Consider the following 18,140-nt stretch of genomic DNA (forward strand, 5'->3'; position numbering starts at 1 on the left):
ATGCCCCGCATCGACGCACCGACCGTCGCCGAGCACCGCGCCCAGCAGCGGCGTGCCCTGCTCGACGCCGCGCGGGCGATCCTCGCCGAGACCGGGCGCGCCCCGGCGATGGGCGAGGTCGGCCGCCGGGCGGGCCTGGCGCGCAGCAGCGTCTACCAGTACTTCGCCTCGGCGGACGACCTGCTCGCGGCGCTCGTCGGCGACGTCTTCCCCGACTGGGCGCGGCGCGTGCTCGACCACGTCGAGGCCGCCGACTCCCCCGGCGCTCGCGTCTGGGCCTACGTCGAGGCGAACGTGCGGCTGTTCGCGAGCGAGGAGCAGGCGGTCGCGGGCGCCCTGACGCGGATCGTCGACCCGCACGTCCTGCAGCCGCCGATGCGGCGCTTCCACCACGAGCTGCAGGCTCCGCTGCGCGAGGCGCTCGCGCAGCTGGGCGAGCCCGAGCCGGAGGCCATGGCCCAGGCGGTCGACGCGCTCATCATGCACGCCTCGCACGAGCTGGGCGACCTGCCCGACGACGAGCGTCGCCTCATCTGCGGGCAGGCCCTGAGCCGCCTGCGCCGGCTGCTGAGCGGCTACCTGCGGCTGACCTGAACCCGGATTCGAGAAAGTTCGCCCGGATTCGGCGGAAACCCGCCGGGAGCGTGGATCTCGCCTAGCCTCGGGGTGGGAGGACATCGTGACCAGAATGCGCGCCGAGGAGCGACGCCGACAGCTGCTCGCGGCTGCCCGGGAGGTGTTCCTCGACTCCGGACTCGAGGGCGCGCGGATCAGCCAGATCGCCGAGCACGCCGGCGTCAACCAGGCGCTGCTCTACCGCTTCTTCGACTCCAAGGAGGCGATGTTCGAGGCGGCCGTCATCGAGCCGCTCGAGGATGCGCTGACGCAACTGCTGGACGACCTGGACGGCAACATCGACGCCGAGGAGGCGCGCGTCATCGTGTGCCGTTACTTCCGCACGATGCTCGGGATCTTCGACGACGTCTTCGAGCTGCTGACCATCGTGCTGTTCAGCGATCGGGCGGGCGGCCACGAGTTCTACCAGACCCGGATGCAGCCGTTCGTCGACAGCCTCGCCGAGAGGATCGACTCCGCGGGCGACCTGTGGCCCCAGCTCTACGACCCCCGCGTCACCGTCCCGATGAGCCTGGGCATGTCGTGGGGCGTCGTCATGGACGCCCACCTGCGCGAGACCGAGATCGACCTCGACGAGGTCGCCACCCAGCTCACCGGCGTCCTGCTGAACGGCCTGTTCGTCCGCCCCTGAGCGACGACCGCCGCTCCGGGAGGCGCGGCGGCCTCCCGGAGCGGGGCGTCAGACGCCCAGGTACGCGCGCTGCACGCGCTCGTCGCGCTGCAGCTCCTGCGCCGTGCCCGACAGCACGACCCGGCCCTCGGCCAGCACGTAGCCCGAGGTCGCGATCTGCAGCGCCGAGTTGGCGTTCTGCTCGGCGAGCAGCACGCCGATCCCCTCGCGGTTGATCTCGACGATCGTCTCGAAGACCTGCTCCGTGATGAGCGGGGCCAGGCCCATGGACGGCTCGTCGAGGATCAGCATCGACGGGTCGGACATGAGTGCGCGGCCGATCGCCACCATCTGCTGCTGGCCGCCCGAGAGCGACCCGGCGGGCTGCCGGCGCTTCTCGTGCAGCACGGGGAACAGCTCGTACGTGCGCTCGAGCAGGCTCCTCACGCGGGCCTTGTCCCGGCGTCGCACGTAGGCGCCGAGCATGAGGTTCTTCTCGACGGGCATGAGCGGGAACAGGTGCCGGCCCTCGGGGCAGTGCGCGAGGCCCTTGCGGACGATCCCGGCCGGGCTGGTCCGCGTGATGTCGTCGCCGTTGAACTCGATCGTCCCGGTCCGCGGGCGCAGCACGCCGCTCATCGCCTTGAACAGCGTCGACTTGCCCGACCCGTTCGCGCCGAGGATGACGGTCAGCTCGCCGTCGTTCGCGGTGATGTCGACCGAGTGCAGGACGTCGACGGCCTCGTACCGGGCGCTGACTCCACTGATGGTGATCACGGGCGTGCTCCTGCCTTGTCGTGGTGGGCACCCAGGTACGCCTCGATCACGAGCGGGTCGCGCTTGATCTCGGCGGGGGTGCCGGCGGCGATCCGCTGGCCGTGGTCGAGCACCACGATCTGGTCGGCGAGGTTCATGACCATCGACATCTTGTGCTCGACGAGGCACACGGTGATGCCGCGCGCCACGATCTGGCGGATCAGCTCGCCGAACGCCTCGGTCTCCTCGTCGTTCGTTCCCGCCGCGGGCTCGTCGAGCAGCAGCAGCCGTGGCTCGGTGGCCAGGGCCAGCGCGACCGAGACCCGCTTCTGGGCCTCCTGCGGCAGCTTCGAGGCGATCTCGTCCTGCAGGTGGGCGGCGCCGACGAACTCGAGCACCTCGAGCGCCTTCTCCCGGCTCGCCTTCTCGTCGCGACGGTGCCGCGGCGTGCGCAGGACCGCGTCGAGCGCGTTCGACCGGGACCGGACGACGCAGCCGGCGAGCACGTTGTCCAGGACGGTCGCGTCCTGGAACAGGTGCGTCGTCTGGAACGTCCGGGCGATGCCCTCGCGCACCGTGCGGTGCGGCTTCATCCCCGTGATGTCCTTGCCCTCGAACGTCACCGTGCCCGAGGTGGGACGGTAGAAGCCCGCGAGCAGGTTGAACAGCGTGGACTTGCCGGCGCCGTTCGGGCCGATGATCGCGGTGATCTGGCCCTGCGGGACGTCGAGGTCGACGTCCTTGACGGCGTGCAGGCCGCCGAAGGTCTTGCCCAGACCTCGTACCTGGAGCTGCATCAGTGCACCTCGCCCTTCGTGGTGGTGGAGCCGGCCAGCGCGGGCGCGGGCTCGGCGGAGCGTGTCGTGCGGCCGCGGCGACTGAACCGCGCGGGGACCAGGTCGTTGAGGTACCCGATCAGGCCGCGGGGGGCGAAGATGACCAGCAGCACGATGATCGGTCCCAGCACGATGAACCGGTACGTCTCGAGGTCCTGCAGCATCTCGAACAGGAAGGCGACCAGCAGGCTGCCGATGAGGGGCCCCATGACCGTGCCCATGCCGCCGATCAGCAGGAACAGCAGCAGCTCGAACGTGCGGTCGATGCCCGCCGAGTCCGGTCCGATGAACCCGTTCAGCGAGGCGAACAGCGCCCCGGCGAGGCCGGCGATCGTCGCCGACGCCGTGAACGCCAGCTGCTTGCTGACGGCCACGTTGACGCCGATGGACTTGGCCAGGTCCTCCGAGGTGCGGATCGCGACGAGCGAGCGGCCCGCGTTGGAGCGCAGCAGCGCGTGGGTCGTGTACGCCGCGCCCGCCAGGAACAGCAGGACGAAGTAGTACATGACGGCGGGCTCGGTGAAGTCGATCGGGCCGATGTTCTCGGGGAACTTCACGCCGCTGACGCCGGAGTGGGCGTGCGTCAGGGACTCCCAGCGCACGATCGTGATGAAGATCAGGAAGCCCAGCGCCATCGTGAAGATGGCGAAGTAGGCGCCCTGCGTCCTCAGCGCGATGAGGCCCGAGACGTAGCCCAGCACCGTCGTCGCGGCGATCGCGAGCAGGAAGGCCGTCCAGAACGGCCAGTCGCGGTCGGTCGTGAGCAGGCCGACGATGTAGGCCCCGACGCCGAAGAACGCGCCGTGGGCGAGGGACAGCTGGCCCGTCAGACCCAGGATGATGTTCAGGCCGTAGGCGGCGATCGCGTAGATCGCGGCCGTCGTCACGACGCGCAGCAGGTACTGCTGCTGGCTGAACACGACGGGCGCGAGCAGCATCGCGACGGCGACGAGCGCGACGCCGAGGGTGCGGGGGTTGAGAGTGTTCGTCATCGCTGCGTCACCGTTCCGAAGATTCCCGTGGGCTTGATCGCCAGGACGGCGATGAGGATGACGAAGATCGCCGCCTCGCCCGCCGCGACGGAGATGTAGGTCGAGGCCATGACCTCGGCGATCGCGATCGCGAAGCCGCCGATGATCGCCCCCGGCAGCGAGCCGAGGCCGCCGAGGATGATGATCGCGAAGACCGTCAGGCCGAGCGCGTCGCCCATGCCGGGCGACAGCAGGTTGATGGGCGCGACGAGCCCGGCCGCGATCGCCACGAGGGCGAGCGAGACGGCGAACGTCACCATCGACACCATCGACGGGTTGATGCCCACGAGCGCGGCGCCGGTGCGGTCCTGCTCGATGGCCTCGATCGCCTGCCCGTGGGGCGAGCGCTTGAGGAACCACGTGAGCAGCAGCAGCACGACGACGGCCGTGACGATGATGATGATCCGCTGCCACGAGACCTGGGCGCCCAGGACGCTGAGCTGGCCCTCGACGGGCGACTCCATCCGCAGGAAGCCGGTCCCCCAGATCTCCTGCACGAGCGCGACGAGGAAGAACATCACGCCGACGGTCGCGATCATGTGGTGCGTGTGTGGTGCGTTCCGCAAGGGGTGGAAGATCAGGCGCTCGAGCAGGACGCCCAGGAGCGCGAGGACGGCGGCCGCGGCCAGGATCGCGACCACGTACGGCAGGCCCGCGTCCGTCAGGAAGAAGAACGTCAGGTACGCGCCGAGCATGTAGAGGGCGCCGTGCGCCAGGTTGGGGAAGCCCAGGACGCCGAAGACGAGCGTCAGGCCGATGGCGGCGAGGCAGTAGATGCCGCCCAGAGCCAGCCCGTTGGCCAGCTGCTGAATGAAGAGGGTCATGAGTCACCTTCAGTGGGAGTCGGTGCTGGGGTGCGAGGGCGTGGCGGGGCCCCGCCGTCACGCTGACGGACGGCGGGACCCCGGCCCGGTCACTCCTTGGGCTGCTCGATCGCGAACGGCTCGTACTCGCCCTGCGCGTTGCGGTAGGCGGCCTGGAGGCCGTCCGCCTGCAGGTGGCCCTTCTCGGTGATCGAGTCCGGCACGAAGAACACGCCCTTGACGGCCTTGACGGCCTCGGGCATCGCCTTGCGAATGGCCTTCGGGTCGTCGGTCGTGCCGGCGATCTTCATGGCCTCGATGAAGATGGGCAGCGCCTGGTAGTTCAGCGCGATGTCGGCGTTGACCGGCTTGTCGGAGGAGTACTTCTCCTTGTAGTCCGCGATGAACTGGTCCGTGCCCTCGAACAGCGGCAGCGGCATGATGCCGACCGAGTTGTTGAGGTTCTTCGGGTCGGTGAACTCCTCGAGCTCCTCGAACTTGGCCTGGTCGATGATCATGAAGGCGCCCTTGTAGCCCTGCTCGCGGGCCTCCTCGATCAGCAGCGCCGTCGGCTGCGACGGGCCGCCGACCAGGATCACGTCGGGCTTGCCGGCGAGCGTCTTGGCGACCGGGCCGGCGAAGTCCGAGACCGTGCCGTAGTCGATGTTGTTCTTCGCCAGGACCTCGCCGCCGGCGGCCTCCCACTTCTCGACGGCCGTCTTGGTCCACTCCTGGCCGAACTCGCTCGCCGTGGCCATCAGGCCGAGCTTCGCGCCGTCCTTCTTCTTGACCTTGGCGATGAACGGATCGACGTAGCTGTCGAAGCTCGGCGGGATCATGACCGTGAGCTCGTTGCCGCTGTCGAGGATCGCCGGATCCGAGGAGTACGCGCCGATGAGGAACTCGGTGCGTCCCGAGTTCAGCTCCTGCGCGGCCTTGATGCCGCCCGCGTGGGGCACGAAGACGACCGACGCGCCCTCCTTCTCCACGAGGCGCTGCACGTTGGTGCCCGTCGTGCCGGGCTGGTACTGGTCGTCGAGGGACTCGAGCTTGACGGTGTACTTCTTGCCGTCGATCTCGACGCCCTTCTCGTTGACCTCGTCGATGGCCATCTTCAGGCCGTTCTGCACGTTCACGCCGTACTCCGCCGCGCCGCCACTGAGGCCCGCGGAGTAGCCGATGACGATGGTCCCGTCGTCGGAGCTCGAACCACCGCACGCGGACACCGCCGCGAGCATGCCCGCACCGGCCACGGCCGCGGCCGCCTTGAATGCGCGCTTGGACAACCACTGAGTCATCGTCAGTCTCCCCCGGTATGTGATCTGCTTCATACTGAACTTGAGTTCAAATTAGGTGACCAGAGAGACGGAGTCAAACTCCTGGGACGAAAGAAGGTGCGTTTCCCCAGCGGGGCTGCGCGAAATGTGCTACACGGCGTGGGCCAAGTGCCCGCTGTTAGCCTCGCGCCATGACATCGGCGGAGCCGCGCTGGCTGGACGACGAGCAGGCCGAGGCCTGGCTGGCGCTCGTCTCGATCCTCGAGGTCCTGCCCGCGGCGCTGGACTCCCAGCTCACGCGCGACGCCGACCTGACGTTCTTCGAGTTCCTCGTGCTGGTGCAGCTCGCCGAGGCGCCGGGGCACCGGTTGCGGCTCTCGGACCTCGCGGCGGCGACGCACACGAGCCTGCCGCGCCTCTCACGCGTGGTCGCGCGGCTCGAGGCCGATGGGCTCGTCGCGCGGGAGGCCGACGCGCAGGACGGCCGCACGCGGCACGCGGCGCTCACCGAGGCGGGCTGGCGCCGGCTGGGCGAGGCCGCGCCGGGCCACATCGACCTCGTGCAGGAGCTGTTCGTGGCACCGCTGTCGCGCACGCAGCTCAAGCAGCTGGAGCGGATCGGCCAGCGGCTGCTGGCCGTGCTGGACCCCGCGAGCGAGGTCCTGGCGCAGACGCGCCGGGCGACGGGTGGGCGGCCGGGCCTGTCCCGGCCGCCCACCCCGTCACAGGACTAGACGCGGTGCAGCTTCCAGATCCCGAGGATGAAGGTGCTGACGCCGCAGGACAGCGCGACGGCCATCCAGATCGCGCTCTCGGCGGTCACGCGGACCTCCTGCACCGGCAGGCGCAGGATCTGGACCATCGCGACGATCCAGCCGATCGCCACGATGACGAGCAGGGCCGTCAGCACCTTGCCCGCGCGCTTCGTCGGCTCCCCCTCGTGGCCCTCCCACTGGTCGGTCTTGCGCTGGTTCGCCGTCTGATCGGTCGCGCGGACGTCCATGTCCTTCCGTCCGTGCGACGCCTGGGCCTCGGCCATGGTGCTTCCCTTTCGCGACATTAGTTGCATCTACAACTTAATTGTCCCAGTCTACGTGGGGTCGGCGAGGGCCACAAACGGACGGGACGCCTCAGAGGACCGCCGGATCGACGTCCAGCACGGTGCGGTCCCGCGACGCGAGCAGGTCCAGCTGCGGGTCCACCTTGGGCAGCTCGAAGCCGAAGAAGTAGCGCGCCGCGGCCCGCTTGCCGTCGAAGAACGCCCCGGTGCGCTCCCCCACCGCGAGCAGCTGCTCGAGCCAGATCCACGCGACCACGACGTGCCCGGCCGCCTCGAGGTAGACCGACGAGTTCGCCAGCGCCACCTCGGCGTCGCCGTCGGCCCACAGGACCCCGGTGACCTCGACGAGCCGGTCGACGCGCGCCTCCAGCCGGGCCGTCATGTCGGCCAGGTCCGGCACGCCGGCGGCCCGCTCCGTGGTCCGGCGGATCGCGCTTACGAGCGTCGCCAGCCCGGCGCCGCCGCCCGCGACGACCTTGCGGCCGAGCAGGTCGAGGCCCTGGATGCCGTGCGTGCCCTCGTGGATCGGGTTGAGCCGGTTGTCGCGGTAGAACTGCTCGACCGCGTAGTCGCGCGTGTAGCCGTAGCCGCCGTGCACCTGGATGGCCAGGTCATTCGCCGCGAGGCACCACTGCGAGGGCCACGACTTGGCGATCGGCGTGAGCACCTCGATGAGCGCGTGGGCGTCGCGGCGGGCCTGCTCGTCGGCGCCCGTGAGCTCCTCGTCGATCAGCCGCGCGCAGTACAGCAGCAGCCCGAGGCCGCCCTCGACGTACGACTTCTGCGCCAGCAGCATGCGCCGGACGTCCGGGTGCTCGGTGAGCGGCACCATGGGCGCCTTCGGGTCCTTGTGCCCGGCGGGCCGGCCCTGCGTGCGCTGCTTCGCGTACTCCAGGGCGTGCAGGTACCCCGTGTAGCCCAGCGCGACCGCGCCCATGCCGACCGAGATCCGCGCCTCGTTCATCATGTGGAACATCTGCGCGAGGCCCTGGCCCTCGGCGCCGACGAGGTGGCCGACGGCACCGGGACGCCCGCCCGGGGTGGCCAGGCCCTCGCCGAAGTTGAGCAGCGTGTTCGTCGTGCCGCGCCAGCCCATCTTGTGGTTGAGGCCGACGAGCGCGACGTCGTTGCGCTCGCCGAGCGAGCCGTCCTCCTCGACGAGGACCTTCGGCACGATGAACAGCGAGATGCCCTTGACGCCCGGGGGCGCGCCCTCGACCTTCGCCAGCACGAGGTGGACGATGTTCTCGGTCAGCTCGTGGTCGCCGCCGGAGATCCACATCTTGGTGCCGAACAGGCGGTAGGTGCCGTCGTCCTGGCGGACGGCGCGGGTCGTGATGTCGCCCAGGGACGAGCCGGCCTGCGGCTCGGACAGGCACATCGTGCCGAACCAGCGGCCCTCGATGACCGGCTGCGCGAAGCGCTCGACCTGCTCCGGTGAGCCGTGCGCGACGAGCAGGTTCGCGTTGCCCGTCGACAGGAACGGATAGGAGGCGGCGGCCGCGCTGGCGGCCTGGAAGAACGCGAAGCCGGCCTGCCCGACGGTGAACGGCAGCTGCATGCCGCCCACGTCGTGGCCGAACGTCGCCAGCGGCATGCCGGACTCGGCGTAGACCTTGAGCGCGTCGGAGAGCTCGGCCGGCAGGACGACGCGGCCGTCCTCGCCGACGACGGGCTCGTGCGTGTCGAGCAGCCGGTTGATCGGCGCGAAGCGCTCGGTGGCGATCGTCTCGCACAGGTCGAGCACCGCGTCGAACGTCTCGCGCGAGTGCTCGCCGTAGCGCTCGCGCTCGGTCAGGCGCTCGGCGCCCAGCCAGTCGAAGAGGAGGAAGTCGACGTCGCGACGGGACAGCACGGTGGACATGGGATCTCCTGACTAAGCGCTTGCTTAGTCACGACTGTAGACCACTCAGGCGAGCGAGCGGATCTCCTCGCGCAGCCGTCCCATCTGCGCGTCGAGGTCCGCGGCCGTGATGGCGACGTCGCGCAGCGTGCCGCTGAGGTGCTCGGGGACCCGCTTCTCGTACTTGTAGTAGATCTGGTGCTCGACGCTGGCCCAGAAGTCCATCGCGATCGTGCGGATCTGCACCTCGACCGGCACGTGCACTGTGCGATCGGACAGGAACACGGGCACCTGGACGATGAGGTGCAGGCTCCGGTAGCCGTTCGGCTTCGGGTTGGCGATGTAGTCCTTGGTCTCCAGCACCGTGAGGTCACGCTGCTGCGTCAGCATGCGTGCGAACCGGTACGTGTCCTCGACGAACGCGCACGACACGCGGATGCCGGCGATGTCGCGGATCCTCTCGCGGACCACGGCCAGGTCGGGCGGGCAGCCCGTGCGCTGCATCTTGGCCGCGAGGCTCTCGACCGACTTGAGGCGGGACTTCACGTGTTCGATGGGGCTGTAGTCGTGCGTCAGCTCGGACTCCTCGCGCAGGATCGCGATCTTGGTCTCGACCTCGTCCAGGGCGAACTTGTACTCCATGAGGAACGTGCTCAGCCGCAGCTGGACCTCGCGCAGCAGGACCCGCGGATCGCTGACCCCCGCGTCCGCCCCGGACAGCTCGCGCAGGACGTCGAGGTCGAAGGAGTCGGACAGCTCGGTGCTCGCCATGGGGCCATCGTGTCAAAGCCGCCTGAGCGCAGGCTGGGAGATCAGCTGCGCCAGTCCCTGAACCCCAGCACGATGAGGCGCATCTGGCGGCGGGCGCCCTCGCGGATGCGCTCCTCGAGATCGGGCCGGCCCTCGGGCATCTCGACGACCTCCTCGGCGTTCGCGACCATGTTGCGCACGAACAGGCGCGAGACCATCTGGACGTCGTCGGCGCTCCAGTTCTCGATGTTGGGCAGCCGGGCCAGCACGACCGCCAGCTCCGAGACGAACAGGTCGAGCTCGTGGCGGATCGCGTCGCGCACGACCTCGGTGCCGCCGACGCGCTCGCGCGCCACGAACGCGAAGTCGGCCTTGTTCTGCTTGACGGCGTCGACGAGGATCTCGGCCGACGCGTCGATGATCTGCTCGAAGACGTTCGGTTGGCGCTGTGCGTTGCGGATCATGGTCCGCAGCGTGCCGAAGCACCGCTCCACGAGGGCCAGGCCGAGCTCGTCCATCGACTCGAAGTGCCGGTAGAACGCCGCCGGGACGACGCCCGCGCGCTTGGCCACCTGGCGCAGGCTCGTCTGGGCGAAGCCCTGCTCCTGGCTGAGCTCCAGGGCCGCGCCCATCAGCGCCTCGCGCGTGCGCTCCTTCTGGATCTGGCGCGCGTTGACGGCTTCGGACACGGCCCCAGCCTAGGGGCTCGCCGCGCGGGCCAGCGACGGCCGCGTCCGGGCGCTCGGTCACGGGCGGGGCTCGTCGCCGTCGGCTGTGCGAGGCCACAGCGCCCAGACGCCCGCGACGACGAGCAGGCTCAGGGCGCCGGTCGCCACGAGCGCGTCCCGCACGCCGTCGGAGAACGTCGTCATGACGGCGTCGGTCACCCGCGCGGCCGCTGCGCCGGGCAGCGTCGCGACCGCGTCGGCGAACGAGGACGAGTTGACCAGCGCCGCGCGCAGATCCGCGAGCATGTCGTCGTCCACGCCGGCGGCGACGGCCACGTCCTTCCATTCGGCGGCGGCGAAGGCCCGGCCCATCGCGGTGAGGAGCGCGACGCCGACCGCACCGCCCACCATGCTGGACATCTTGAACACGCCCGCCGCCGTGCCGGCGAGGTTGCCCGGGACGTCCCCGACGGCCGTCGTGGAGATGGGCGTCGACAACAGTCCGAGGCCCAGGCCGACGATCACCAGGCCCGCGGCCATGAGCCACAGCGGCGAGGTCCGCGAGGTCGTGCCCAGGGCCAGCAGGCCCACGCTCATCACCGTGAGTCCGACCAGCACGGGCAGCCGGGCGCCGTGACGGGCCGACAGCCGGCCGCCGGCCGAGATCGTGCAGAAGATGCCGACCGTCGAGGGCAGCATGAGCATTCCCGCCTCGACCGCGCTGAACCCGCGGACGCTCTGCAGCCAGAGCACGAGCAGGTAGCTCAGGCCGCCGAACGCGAGGTTCATCATGAGGTTCGCCGTGAGTGCGCCGTCGAACGTCCGCAGCCTGAACAGGCCGAAGTCCACGAGCGGGTCGGCGACGCGCAGCTCGATCAGGCACCACGCCACGGCGAGCACGACCGCTGCCGCGAACATCGCGAGCACGACCGGGGAGCCCCAGCCGTCGTCCGGCGCCGCCGTCAGCGCGTACAGCAGCGCGAACACGGCGGTCGCGATCGTGAGCAGCCCCGGCCAGTCGACGTGGCTCGACGCACGGTCGTCCTTGGACTCGGGCGTGAACCGCAGGACGACGACGAACGCCACGGCGGCCAGCGGGACGTTGACCCAGAACAGCCATGACCAGCCCAGCGCATCGGTGAGCAGCCCGCCGATCGCCGGGCCGACGGCCTGCCCGCCCCACGCGACCGCCTGCCAGGCGCCGAACGCCGTGAGCTGCTCGCGCCCCGAGAACTGCGGTGGGATGAGAGCGAGCGTCGCGGGCAGGATGAGCGCGGCGCCGACGCCCATCAGGCCTCGGCCGACGATGAGCATCGCCAGGCCGTCCGCGAGCGCCGCCACGATCGAGCAGGCGCCGAACGTCGCGATGCCGAGCAGCAGCATGCGCCGCCGGCCGAGGACGTCCGCGAAGCGGCCGGCCGCGATGACGAGCGCGCCCGTGACCAGGCTGAAGGCGTTGTTCGCCCACTGCAGGACGCCGAGGTCGGCGTGCAAGTCGTCCGCGATCGCCGGGGTCGCGACGCCCAGGTCCGCGAAGGCCAGCCAGACGATGCCCGCCGCGAGGCAGGCGCCGGCGAGCGACGCCCACCGGCGGGACGTGGCGGCGGTGGCTCTCGTCATGCCAGCGCGCGGGCCTTGAGCCGCTCGTACTCGTCGGCCGTGATCGCCCCGCTGTCGAGCAGCGCCCGCGCGGAGGCGATCTCGTCGGCGGGCGACCTGGCCACCTCGCGGATGTACGCGTCGGTCTGCGCCTTGTGCTGCTGCATCTGCTCCGCCGAGCGACGGGCCATGCCGCCACCGCGCGCGATGAGGTAGACGAGCGACGTCAGCACCGGCAGCACGATGAGGAAGAACACCCACACGGCCTTCAACCACCCCGACAGCTCCCGGTCCCGGAACAGGTCGACGATGACGTTGAACAACACGATCAGGTAGGCCATGAGGAAGAAGACCGACACGGTCCACCAGAAGAACTCCCAGAAACTGTCCATGGCCCGACGGTGCCCCAGCACGGTCGCGAGGGGCTCATCCGACGCGGATGAACCGCCCCCGCCGCAGGGACGGGGGCGTCACCTCTTCGGTGAACACGTGTTCCACGACACGGTGAGTCGTCTTGACCGATGACGGAGACGCCTGAGATGCTTTGGTGAACAGGTGTTCACTGATTGACGCCGCCGATTCCGACAGGAGCACCATGGGACTGATCCGCAAGGCGCTGGCCTCGCCCGCCATCGCCAAGGTGACGTCCCCGCACCACCTCGACGACTACCTGACGCTCATCCACCCCATGATGACCGTCGAGGCCGTGCGCGGCCGCGTCGTCGACGTGATTCGCGAGACCGGCTCCGCGAGCACCGTCATGCTGCGCCCCAACGGCAGCTGGTCGGGCTTCGTCCCGGGCCAGCACGTCGAGTTCGGCGTCGAGGTCGAGGGCACCCGCCGCGTGCGCGTCTTCAGCGTCTCCAGCTCCGCCGAGCGCAAGGACGGGCTGTTCAGCGTCTCGGTCAAGGCGCACCCCGACGGCTACGTGTCGCAGTTCCTGCACGCGGGCCAGCTGCAGCCCGGCACGGTCGTGTACCTCTCCCCCGCCTCGGGCGACTTCGTGCTGCCGCGCCGCGTGCCCGCGCACATCGCGCTCATCAGTGGCGGCTCGGGCATCACGCCCGTCATGAGCATGCTGCGCACGCTCGCCGACCGCGGTCACACGGGCCGCGTGACGTTCCTGCACTACGCGCGCTCGCGCGAGGACGAGATGTTCTCCACCGAGCTCGACACCCTGGCCGACCTGCCGTTCGTGGACCTGGTGCGCGTCTACACGCGCGTGCCGGAGCCCGGCGCCGCGCTGGCCGGCCGCATCACCCTCGACCACCTGCGCCACCTGGGCGTCGACCCGGCCACCACGCCCACGTGGGTGTGCGGACCGGCCGGCCTCATCGCCGGCGTGACGCAGATGTACGACGACCTCGGCGCGAGCGACCAGCTCACGGCCGAGTACTTCAAGGTCCCGTCCGTGAACCTCGACGCCGAGGACGCGACGGGCACGGTCAGCTACGAGGCGAGTGGCGTGGAGTCCCCCAACTCCGGCGCCACGATCCTCGAGCAGGCCGAGGCCGCCGGCCTCAAGCCGGCCTACGGCTGCCGCATGGGCGTGTGCAACACGTGCGCGGTCAAGAAGCTTCACGGCGCGGTGCGCCACGTGATCAGCGGTGAGGTCTGTGCCGACACCGACGAAACCATCAAGGTCTGCGTCAACGTCCCCGTGGGCGATGTCGCGGTGGACCTGTGAAGGAGAACCGATGAACCTGTTCCGACGCACGAAGCACGCGCCGATCGCGCCGTTGAGCGCCTCCGGGCACAACCAGGCCCCCGTGCCGCTCGTCGACGAGTACGACCCGCACCGCCGGTCCACCGTCGGACTGGACCTCATGACGTACGAGCAGCTCGACGAGTTCGGCCGTGAGCTCGACGCCGTGCGCCAGCGCGTCCTCGACGACCTGGGCCAGGAGGACGCCGACTACATCCGCCGCGTCCTGCGTGCGCAGAAGTGGTTCGAGGTCGTCGGCCGCATCGGGATCTTCCTGCCGATCTTCCCGCCCGCCTTCATCGCCGGCGTCATCTGCCTGGGCATCTCCAAGATCCTCGAGAACATGGAGATCGGGCACAACATCATGCACGGTCAGTACGACTGGATGAACGACCCGATGATCGACGGCAAGCGCTACGAGTGGGACAACGTCGCCCCGGCCCACGACTGGAAGCACGGGCACAACTACATCCACCACACGTACACGAACATCCACGGCATGGACCGCGACATCGGCTACGGGCTGCTGCGCATCGACGAGGACCAGCCGTGGTACCCCAGCCACCGGTTCAACCTGCCGCTGTCGTTCGTGCTGATGCTCTTCTTCGAGTGGGGCGTGATGTACCACGGCCTCGAGGTCTCGGACTACATCAACGGCCGCATGAGCAAGGAGGAGTTCAAGGAGCACAAGGCTCGCGCGCTGAAGAAGGTGCGTCGCCAGGTGTTCAAGGACTACGTCGTCTACCCGGGGCTCGCCCTGGCGCTCGTCCCGGTCATGGGCTGGTCCGCTCCCCTGTGGGTCCTGGGCGCGAACTTCGTCGCGAACCTGATCCGCAACATCTGGACGTTCCTGATCATCTTCTGCGGCCACTTCCCCGCCGGCGCCGAGACGTTCCCCGAGGAGGCGGCCCAGAACGAGACCCGCGGCCAGTGGTACCTGCGCCAGCTGCTGGGCTCGGCCAACATCTCCGGCTCCAAGCTCATGCACCTGATGTCGGGCAACCTGTCGCACCAGATCGAGCACCACCTGTTCCCCGACATCCCCGCCCGCCGCTACGCCGAGGTCAGCGTCGACGTGAAGCGCCTCGTCGAGAAGTACGGCCTGCGCTACAACACCGGTCCGCTGCCCAAGCAGCTGATGAGCGTCGCGCGGCAGCTGGCGATGTACAGCAAGAAGCCGTCCGACCCGTACAAGGTGGGCAACTCGCCCGAGTCGAAGGCCCTGCGCCGCGCCAAGCGCGAGGCCAAGAAGGCCTACCAGGCGGCCTGACCCACGGTCCACGGACCGAGATGTGCGCGGAGCGCACGGAGATCACCCGATTTCCGTGCGCTTCGTGGCATTTCCGGGGGTGGCCACGGGGCACTGGGACGGCTGTGAACGGAGTGATCACTGACTTGTAAACGTTGGTTGCACTCCGGGGTACTCACGCTCTAGCGTGTGTGGTGTCTGTCACAGCCAACACCCCGAGGGCTCCTCTCGCGTTCTTGAGGTGGCGGCGCAACTCCCATCGAAGGACACCTTGTGAAGAAGATGACAAAGACCGGACGGGTCCTGGCGACCGGGGCTGTTGTGAGCCTCGGCGCCGGCGCCCTGAGTGTGATCGGGGCCGGCAGCGCCAACGCCGCGCCCATCACGTTGGAGAGGAACTTCAACTACCAGTGCCAGGTGGTCGCCGGCGGTCTGGACCTCGGTGTCCAGGACATCGGCGTCCTGGCCTCGACGACCGTTCCCGACTCCGTCTCGCCCGGCGAGGTGATCCCTGAGACCCAGGTGAACATCAGCCTCACGCTGCCGGAGCTGCTGCGTCAGTCCACCGCGCTCCTGCTGGGTGGCCGCGAGGCCGAGGGCGCGTCGACCGACTCCGCCGTCGAGCTGACCACCGGTGGCCAGACGACCACGGTGGCGATCCCGCGCCTGGCCTCGCCGCGCACCGCCATCCCGCAGACCGCCGGCGCCCCGTGGGTCATCCCCGCGACCGGCACGGTCCCGCCCATCACCACGCCGGACTACGCGGTCGACTCGGTCTCGATCGGCCTGCCGGCCCGCTTCAACATCGCGGCGACGATCTACAAGGCGGACAACTCGACCATCCCGTCGACCCTCTCGTGCACCGGCCCGGCCGATCGCGTGCTGGGCTCGATCGGCGTGACCGAGCCGACCACCGAGCCGACCACGGAGCCGACGACCGAGCCGACCACGGAGCCGACGACCGAGCCGACCACGGAGCCGACCACGGAGCCGACGACCGAGCCGACCACGGAGCCGACGACCGAGCCGACCACCGAGCCGACCACCGAGCCGACCACCGAGCCGACGACCGAGCCGACCACGGTCCCGACGACGACGCCGACCACGGTCCCCACGACCGTGCCGACGACGACGCCGACCACGGTCCCGACCACGCAGCCGACGACGACGCCGACCACCCGGCCGACGACGACGCCGACGACCGTGCCCACCACGGCGCCCACCACGCCCGGTGACACGATCGTGCCGGTGAACTTCAAGCTCAAGGGCAGCACGACGATCAAGGCCGGCAACGGCACCGCGCCCCTCACGGGCTCGATCGCCGCGCAGTTCAACCTGAACAAGGGCACGTTCGACGCGGACCTGAAGCTGAACGACACCACCGCGAAGCTGAAGGCCCTGGGCTTCCTGCCCGTCGACGCGCAGCTGTCCTTCAAGCCGGTCGGCAAGACCACCGGCGCGCTCAGCGCCGGCAAGCTGACGGCGACGTCCAAGACGGACATCTTCATCCCGTCCGTCAAGTCCTTCGGCCTGAAGATCGGTGGCGGCGCGCAGTGCAAGACGTCGAGCCCGTCCACCATCCCGCTGACGAGCACCGGTGCCGCGTTCGACCCGCTGAAGGGTGGCGCCGTCGAGGGCACCTACTCGGTGGCGAAGCTGCAGGGCTGCGGTCTGCTGAACGACCTGCTGTCGATCTTCGCGTCCGGGTCGGGCAACAAGATCACCGCCACGCTCGCTCCGTGAGCCGCGGGATCATCATCACCAACTGAACACCGGGGAGGGTCCCGTCGCTGACGCGGCGGGGCCCTCCTCCGTTCGACACGGAAGGCACACCATGAACAGGACGACCCGGGCGACGCTGGCCCTCGCGGCCCTCGGTCTGGCGCTCGGCGGGTGCACCGGCAGCTCCGAGGAGGAGCCGAAGGCCGCCGCCACCCCTCAGGACAAGTGGGCGAAGTCGCTGTGCGAGGGCCTGGCCCCCACCACGACGCCCGTCTCCCCGCCCGCCACCGACGGCGCCGACGTCGCCGCGTCGAAGAAGGCCATCGTCGGGTTCCTGCAGACGCTGCACGACCGGCTCGACGCGCAGAGCGCGGTGCTCAAGGACGTCGGCGCCCCGCCGGACGTCGACCCGGCCGCCTACAAGAAGGCGCGCACGTCGCTCAACAGCGGCGCGGCGACCCTCGAGGACGTGCTCAAGCGGTTCAAGAAGGCCAACCCGCAGGACGCCGCGGCGATGCAGGAGAGCCTCATGCAGGTCAGCGAGGCGCTCGCGGGCTCGGCCAGCTACCAAGGGCCCCTGGCGGACCTCAGCGCGAGCGACGCGAACCTGAAGAAGGCGTTCGAGAACAACGAGCAGTGCGTCTCGATCATGAGCTGACGAGCGCAGCCCCCGACGTGCCCCGGTGCCCTAGCGGTACCGGGGCACGTTGCGCTCCGAGGGCTTGGGCCACGGGTTGAACGTGCACCCGTTGCGGCCCTTGGACTGCTGCATCATGACGGGCGCCTTCTGGCCCTTGCCGCCGCACGAGGCGTGGTGCCAGCCCAGCCAGTGCCCGACCTCGTGGTTGACGACCATGTTCCGGTAGCCGCGCAGCGTCGTGTGGCGGCTCGCGTTCCAGGCCGGCGAGGCGTGCTTCCACCGCTCCTGGTTGATGATGACGTACCGGCCGACGCGGCAGCTCCACTGGCTGGAGCAGGCGCTCGAGTACGAGGGCACCCGCGACGCCTGCGACAGCACGATCGTCATCGAGCCGCCGGACCGGACGCGCTTGAACGCGATGCCGGCCGAGCGCCAGCCGCGCGGGTCGTCGAGCGTCTCCTGCACCTGGCGGCGGAACGTCGCCACGCTCGTGGTGATCTCGCCCTTCGTCACGATCGTGTACCGCACGGTGTGGCGGGTGTCGCGGACGTGCTTGACGCGGCGCGACGGCGACCAGCGGATGATCGATCGGTACCCCGGCTTGCGGACCGACACCCGGACGGCGATGCGGTGGCCCACGTCGCGGGGCTGGATCCGGTACCGCGCCCCGGTGGCGCCGCGGATCGGCTCGCCGTCGCGCAGCCAGCGTGTGCGGTACGTGGCGCCGGCGACCGAGTAGCGGCCCAGCGTGCGGCTGAGCGTCCGGCCGTAGCGGGCCGTCCCCTTCACCCGCGGTCGCTCGCGCATCGTGATCGTCTGCAGCGGCGCCTCGGTGGGCGCGGCCGCGGTGGGCTCCGGCGGCGTCGGCTCGGCCGCGCGGGCCGGGGCGAACGACAGGGCGCCGGCGACCACGACGGTCGCGAGGAGTCGGGTGAGCATGCCTCTCAGGCTAGTC

19 protein-coding genes are annotated in these 18,140 nt (G+C 70.0%); 7 read left to right on the plus strand and 12 right to left on the minus strand.

The genetic code is table 11. The features are described 5' to 3' along the window. Both AB3M81_RS06455 and AB3M81_RS06460 read left to right on the plus strand, forming a co-directional pair. Entirely contained in the window at nucleotides 1-594 is a 594-nt protein-coding gene (locus tag AB3M81_RS06455) for a TetR/AcrR family transcriptional regulator (RefSeq protein WP_412903082.1), read from the plus strand. A gap of 94 nt (nucleotides 595-688) precedes the next feature. Further along, nucleotides 689-1,267 carry a TetR/AcrR family transcriptional regulator gene (locus AB3M81_RS06460; RefSeq protein WP_412903139.1) on the plus strand — a complete coding sequence of 193 codons (579 nt, stop codon included), beginning with the start codon at nucleotides 689-691 and terminating at the stop codon, nucleotides 1,265-1,267. Between the two features lie 48 nt (nucleotides 1,268-1,315). Here the strand turns inward: AB3M81_RS06460 and AB3M81_RS06465 are convergent, their stop codons facing one another. The 5 genes from AB3M81_RS06465 to AB3M81_RS06485 form a co-directional block, all read right to left on the minus strand. Beyond that, nucleotides 1,316-2,023 carry an ABC transporter ATP-binding protein gene (locus AB3M81_RS06465; protein ID WP_412903083.1) on the minus strand — a complete coding sequence of 236 codons (708 nt, stop codon included), beginning with the start codon at nucleotides 2,021-2,023 and terminating at the stop codon, nucleotides 1,316-1,318. Next, entirely contained in the window at nucleotides 2,020-2,799 is a 780-nt protein-coding gene (locus tag AB3M81_RS06470) for an ABC transporter ATP-binding protein (protein ID WP_412903084.1), read from the minus strand. Before AB3M81_RS06470 ends, AB3M81_RS06465 begins: the two co-directional genes overlap by 4 nt. Next, complete coding sequence (locus tag AB3M81_RS06475; protein WP_412903085.1) at nucleotides 2,799-3,830, minus strand: branched-chain amino acid ABC transporter permease; 1,032 nt, start codon at nucleotides 3,828-3,830, stop codon at nucleotides 2,799-2,801. The genes AB3M81_RS06470 and AB3M81_RS06475 overlap by 1 nt, the downstream gene beginning before the upstream one ends. Continuing rightward, the gene (locus AB3M81_RS06480) at nucleotides 3,827-4,693 is read right to left on the minus strand and encodes a branched-chain amino acid ABC transporter permease (protein WP_412903086.1); all 867 of its coding nucleotides are present in this window, start codon (nucleotides 4,691-4,693) and stop codon (nucleotides 3,827-3,829) included. The genes AB3M81_RS06475 and AB3M81_RS06480 overlap by 4 nt, the downstream gene beginning before the upstream one ends. Nucleotides 4,694-4,782: 89 nt before the next feature. Beyond that, the gene (locus AB3M81_RS06485; RefSeq protein ID WP_412903087.1) at nucleotides 4,783-5,970 is read right to left on the minus strand and encodes an ABC transporter substrate-binding protein; all 1,188 of its coding nucleotides are present in this window, start codon (nucleotides 5,968-5,970) and stop codon (nucleotides 4,783-4,785) included. Nucleotides 5,971-6,140: 170 nt separating this feature from the next. Between AB3M81_RS06485 and AB3M81_RS06490 the strand changes: the two genes are divergently transcribed. Then, nucleotides 6,141-6,683 carry a MarR family winged helix-turn-helix transcriptional regulator gene (locus AB3M81_RS06490; protein ID WP_412903088.1) on the plus strand — a complete coding sequence of 181 codons (543 nt, stop codon included), beginning with the start codon at nucleotides 6,141-6,143 and terminating at the stop codon, nucleotides 6,681-6,683. On the opposite strand, the gene AB3M81_RS06495 is transcribed toward AB3M81_RS06490, so the two are convergent. The 6 genes from AB3M81_RS06495 to AB3M81_RS06520 form a co-directional block, all read right to left on the minus strand. Then, nucleotides 6,680-6,988, minus strand: a complete 309-nt coding sequence (locus AB3M81_RS06495; RefSeq protein ID WP_412903089.1) for a G protein-coupled receptor family protein — start codon at nucleotides 6,986-6,988, stop codon at nucleotides 6,680-6,682. The two genes, AB3M81_RS06490 and AB3M81_RS06495, sit on opposite strands and share 4 nt — an antisense overlap. A 91-nt stretch (nucleotides 6,989-7,079) precedes the next feature. Continuing rightward, entirely contained in the window at nucleotides 7,080-8,873 is a 1,794-nt protein-coding gene (locus tag AB3M81_RS06500; protein WP_412903090.1) for an acyl-CoA dehydrogenase, read from the minus strand. A 45-nt stretch (nucleotides 8,874-8,918) separates the two neighbouring features. Continuing rightward, nucleotides 8,919-9,623, minus strand: coding sequence for a GTP pyrophosphokinase (locus AB3M81_RS06505; RefSeq protein ID WP_412903091.1), 705 nt, complete (start codon nucleotides 9,621-9,623; stop codon nucleotides 8,919-8,921). 41 nt (nucleotides 9,624-9,664) lie between these two features. Beyond that, nucleotides 9,665-10,291 carry a TetR family transcriptional regulator gene (locus AB3M81_RS06510; RefSeq protein WP_412903092.1) on the minus strand — a complete coding sequence of 209 codons (627 nt, stop codon included), beginning with the start codon at nucleotides 10,289-10,291 and terminating at the stop codon, nucleotides 9,665-9,667. A gap of 57 nt (nucleotides 10,292-10,348) precedes the next feature. Further along, entirely contained in the window at nucleotides 10,349-11,890 is a 1,542-nt protein-coding gene (locus tag AB3M81_RS06515; RefSeq protein ID WP_412903093.1) for an MFS transporter, read from the minus strand. Beyond that, nucleotides 11,887-12,261 (minus strand): SHOCT domain-containing protein, encoded by a 375-nt coding sequence (locus tag AB3M81_RS06520; RefSeq protein ID WP_412903094.1) that lies wholly within the window; start codon nucleotides 12,259-12,261, stop codon nucleotides 11,887-11,889. Before AB3M81_RS06520 ends, AB3M81_RS06515 begins: the two co-directional genes overlap by 4 nt. A 203-nt stretch (nucleotides 12,262-12,464) precedes the next feature. Between AB3M81_RS06520 and AB3M81_RS06525 the strand changes: the two genes are divergently transcribed. The 4 genes from AB3M81_RS06525 (at nucleotide 12,465) to AB3M81_RS06540 (ending at nucleotide 17,203) form a co-directional block, all read left to right on the plus strand. Next, the gene (locus AB3M81_RS06525; protein WP_412903095.1) at nucleotides 12,465-13,556 is read left to right on the plus strand and encodes a ferredoxin reductase; all 1,092 of its coding nucleotides are present in this window, start codon (nucleotides 12,465-12,467) and stop codon (nucleotides 13,554-13,556) included. Between the two features lie 10 nt (nucleotides 13,557-13,566). Continuing rightward, nucleotides 13,567-14,844 carry a fatty acid desaturase family protein gene (locus tag AB3M81_RS06530; protein ID WP_412903096.1) on the plus strand — a complete coding sequence of 426 codons (1,278 nt, stop codon included), beginning with the start codon at nucleotides 13,567-13,569 and terminating at the stop codon, nucleotides 14,842-14,844. 261 nt (nucleotides 14,845-15,105) lie between these two features. Beyond that, the gene (locus AB3M81_RS06535) at nucleotides 15,106-16,566 is read left to right on the plus strand and encodes a DUF6801 domain-containing protein (protein ID WP_412903140.1); all 1,461 of its coding nucleotides are present in this window, start codon (nucleotides 15,106-15,108) and stop codon (nucleotides 16,564-16,566) included. 91 nt (nucleotides 16,567-16,657) lie between these two features. Further along, entirely contained in the window at nucleotides 16,658-17,203 is a 546-nt protein-coding gene (locus AB3M81_RS06540) for a hypothetical protein (protein ID WP_412903097.1), read from the plus strand. 30 nt (nucleotides 17,204-17,233) lie between these two features. Here AB3M81_RS06540 and AB3M81_RS06545 read toward each other — a convergent pair whose 3' ends face one another. Further along, nucleotides 17,234-18,124: a DUF3152 domain-containing protein gene (locus AB3M81_RS06545; protein ID WP_412903098.1), complete on the minus strand. Its 891-nt coding sequence runs from the start codon at nucleotides 18,122-18,124 to the stop codon at nucleotides 17,234-17,236. Nucleotides 18,125-18,140 lie beyond the last annotated feature (16 nt).

Source organism: Aeromicrobium jepli, assembly GCF_047246605.1.
Taxonomy (GTDB): domain Bacteria; phylum Actinomycetota; class Actinomycetes; order Propionibacteriales; family Nocardioidaceae; genus Aeromicrobium.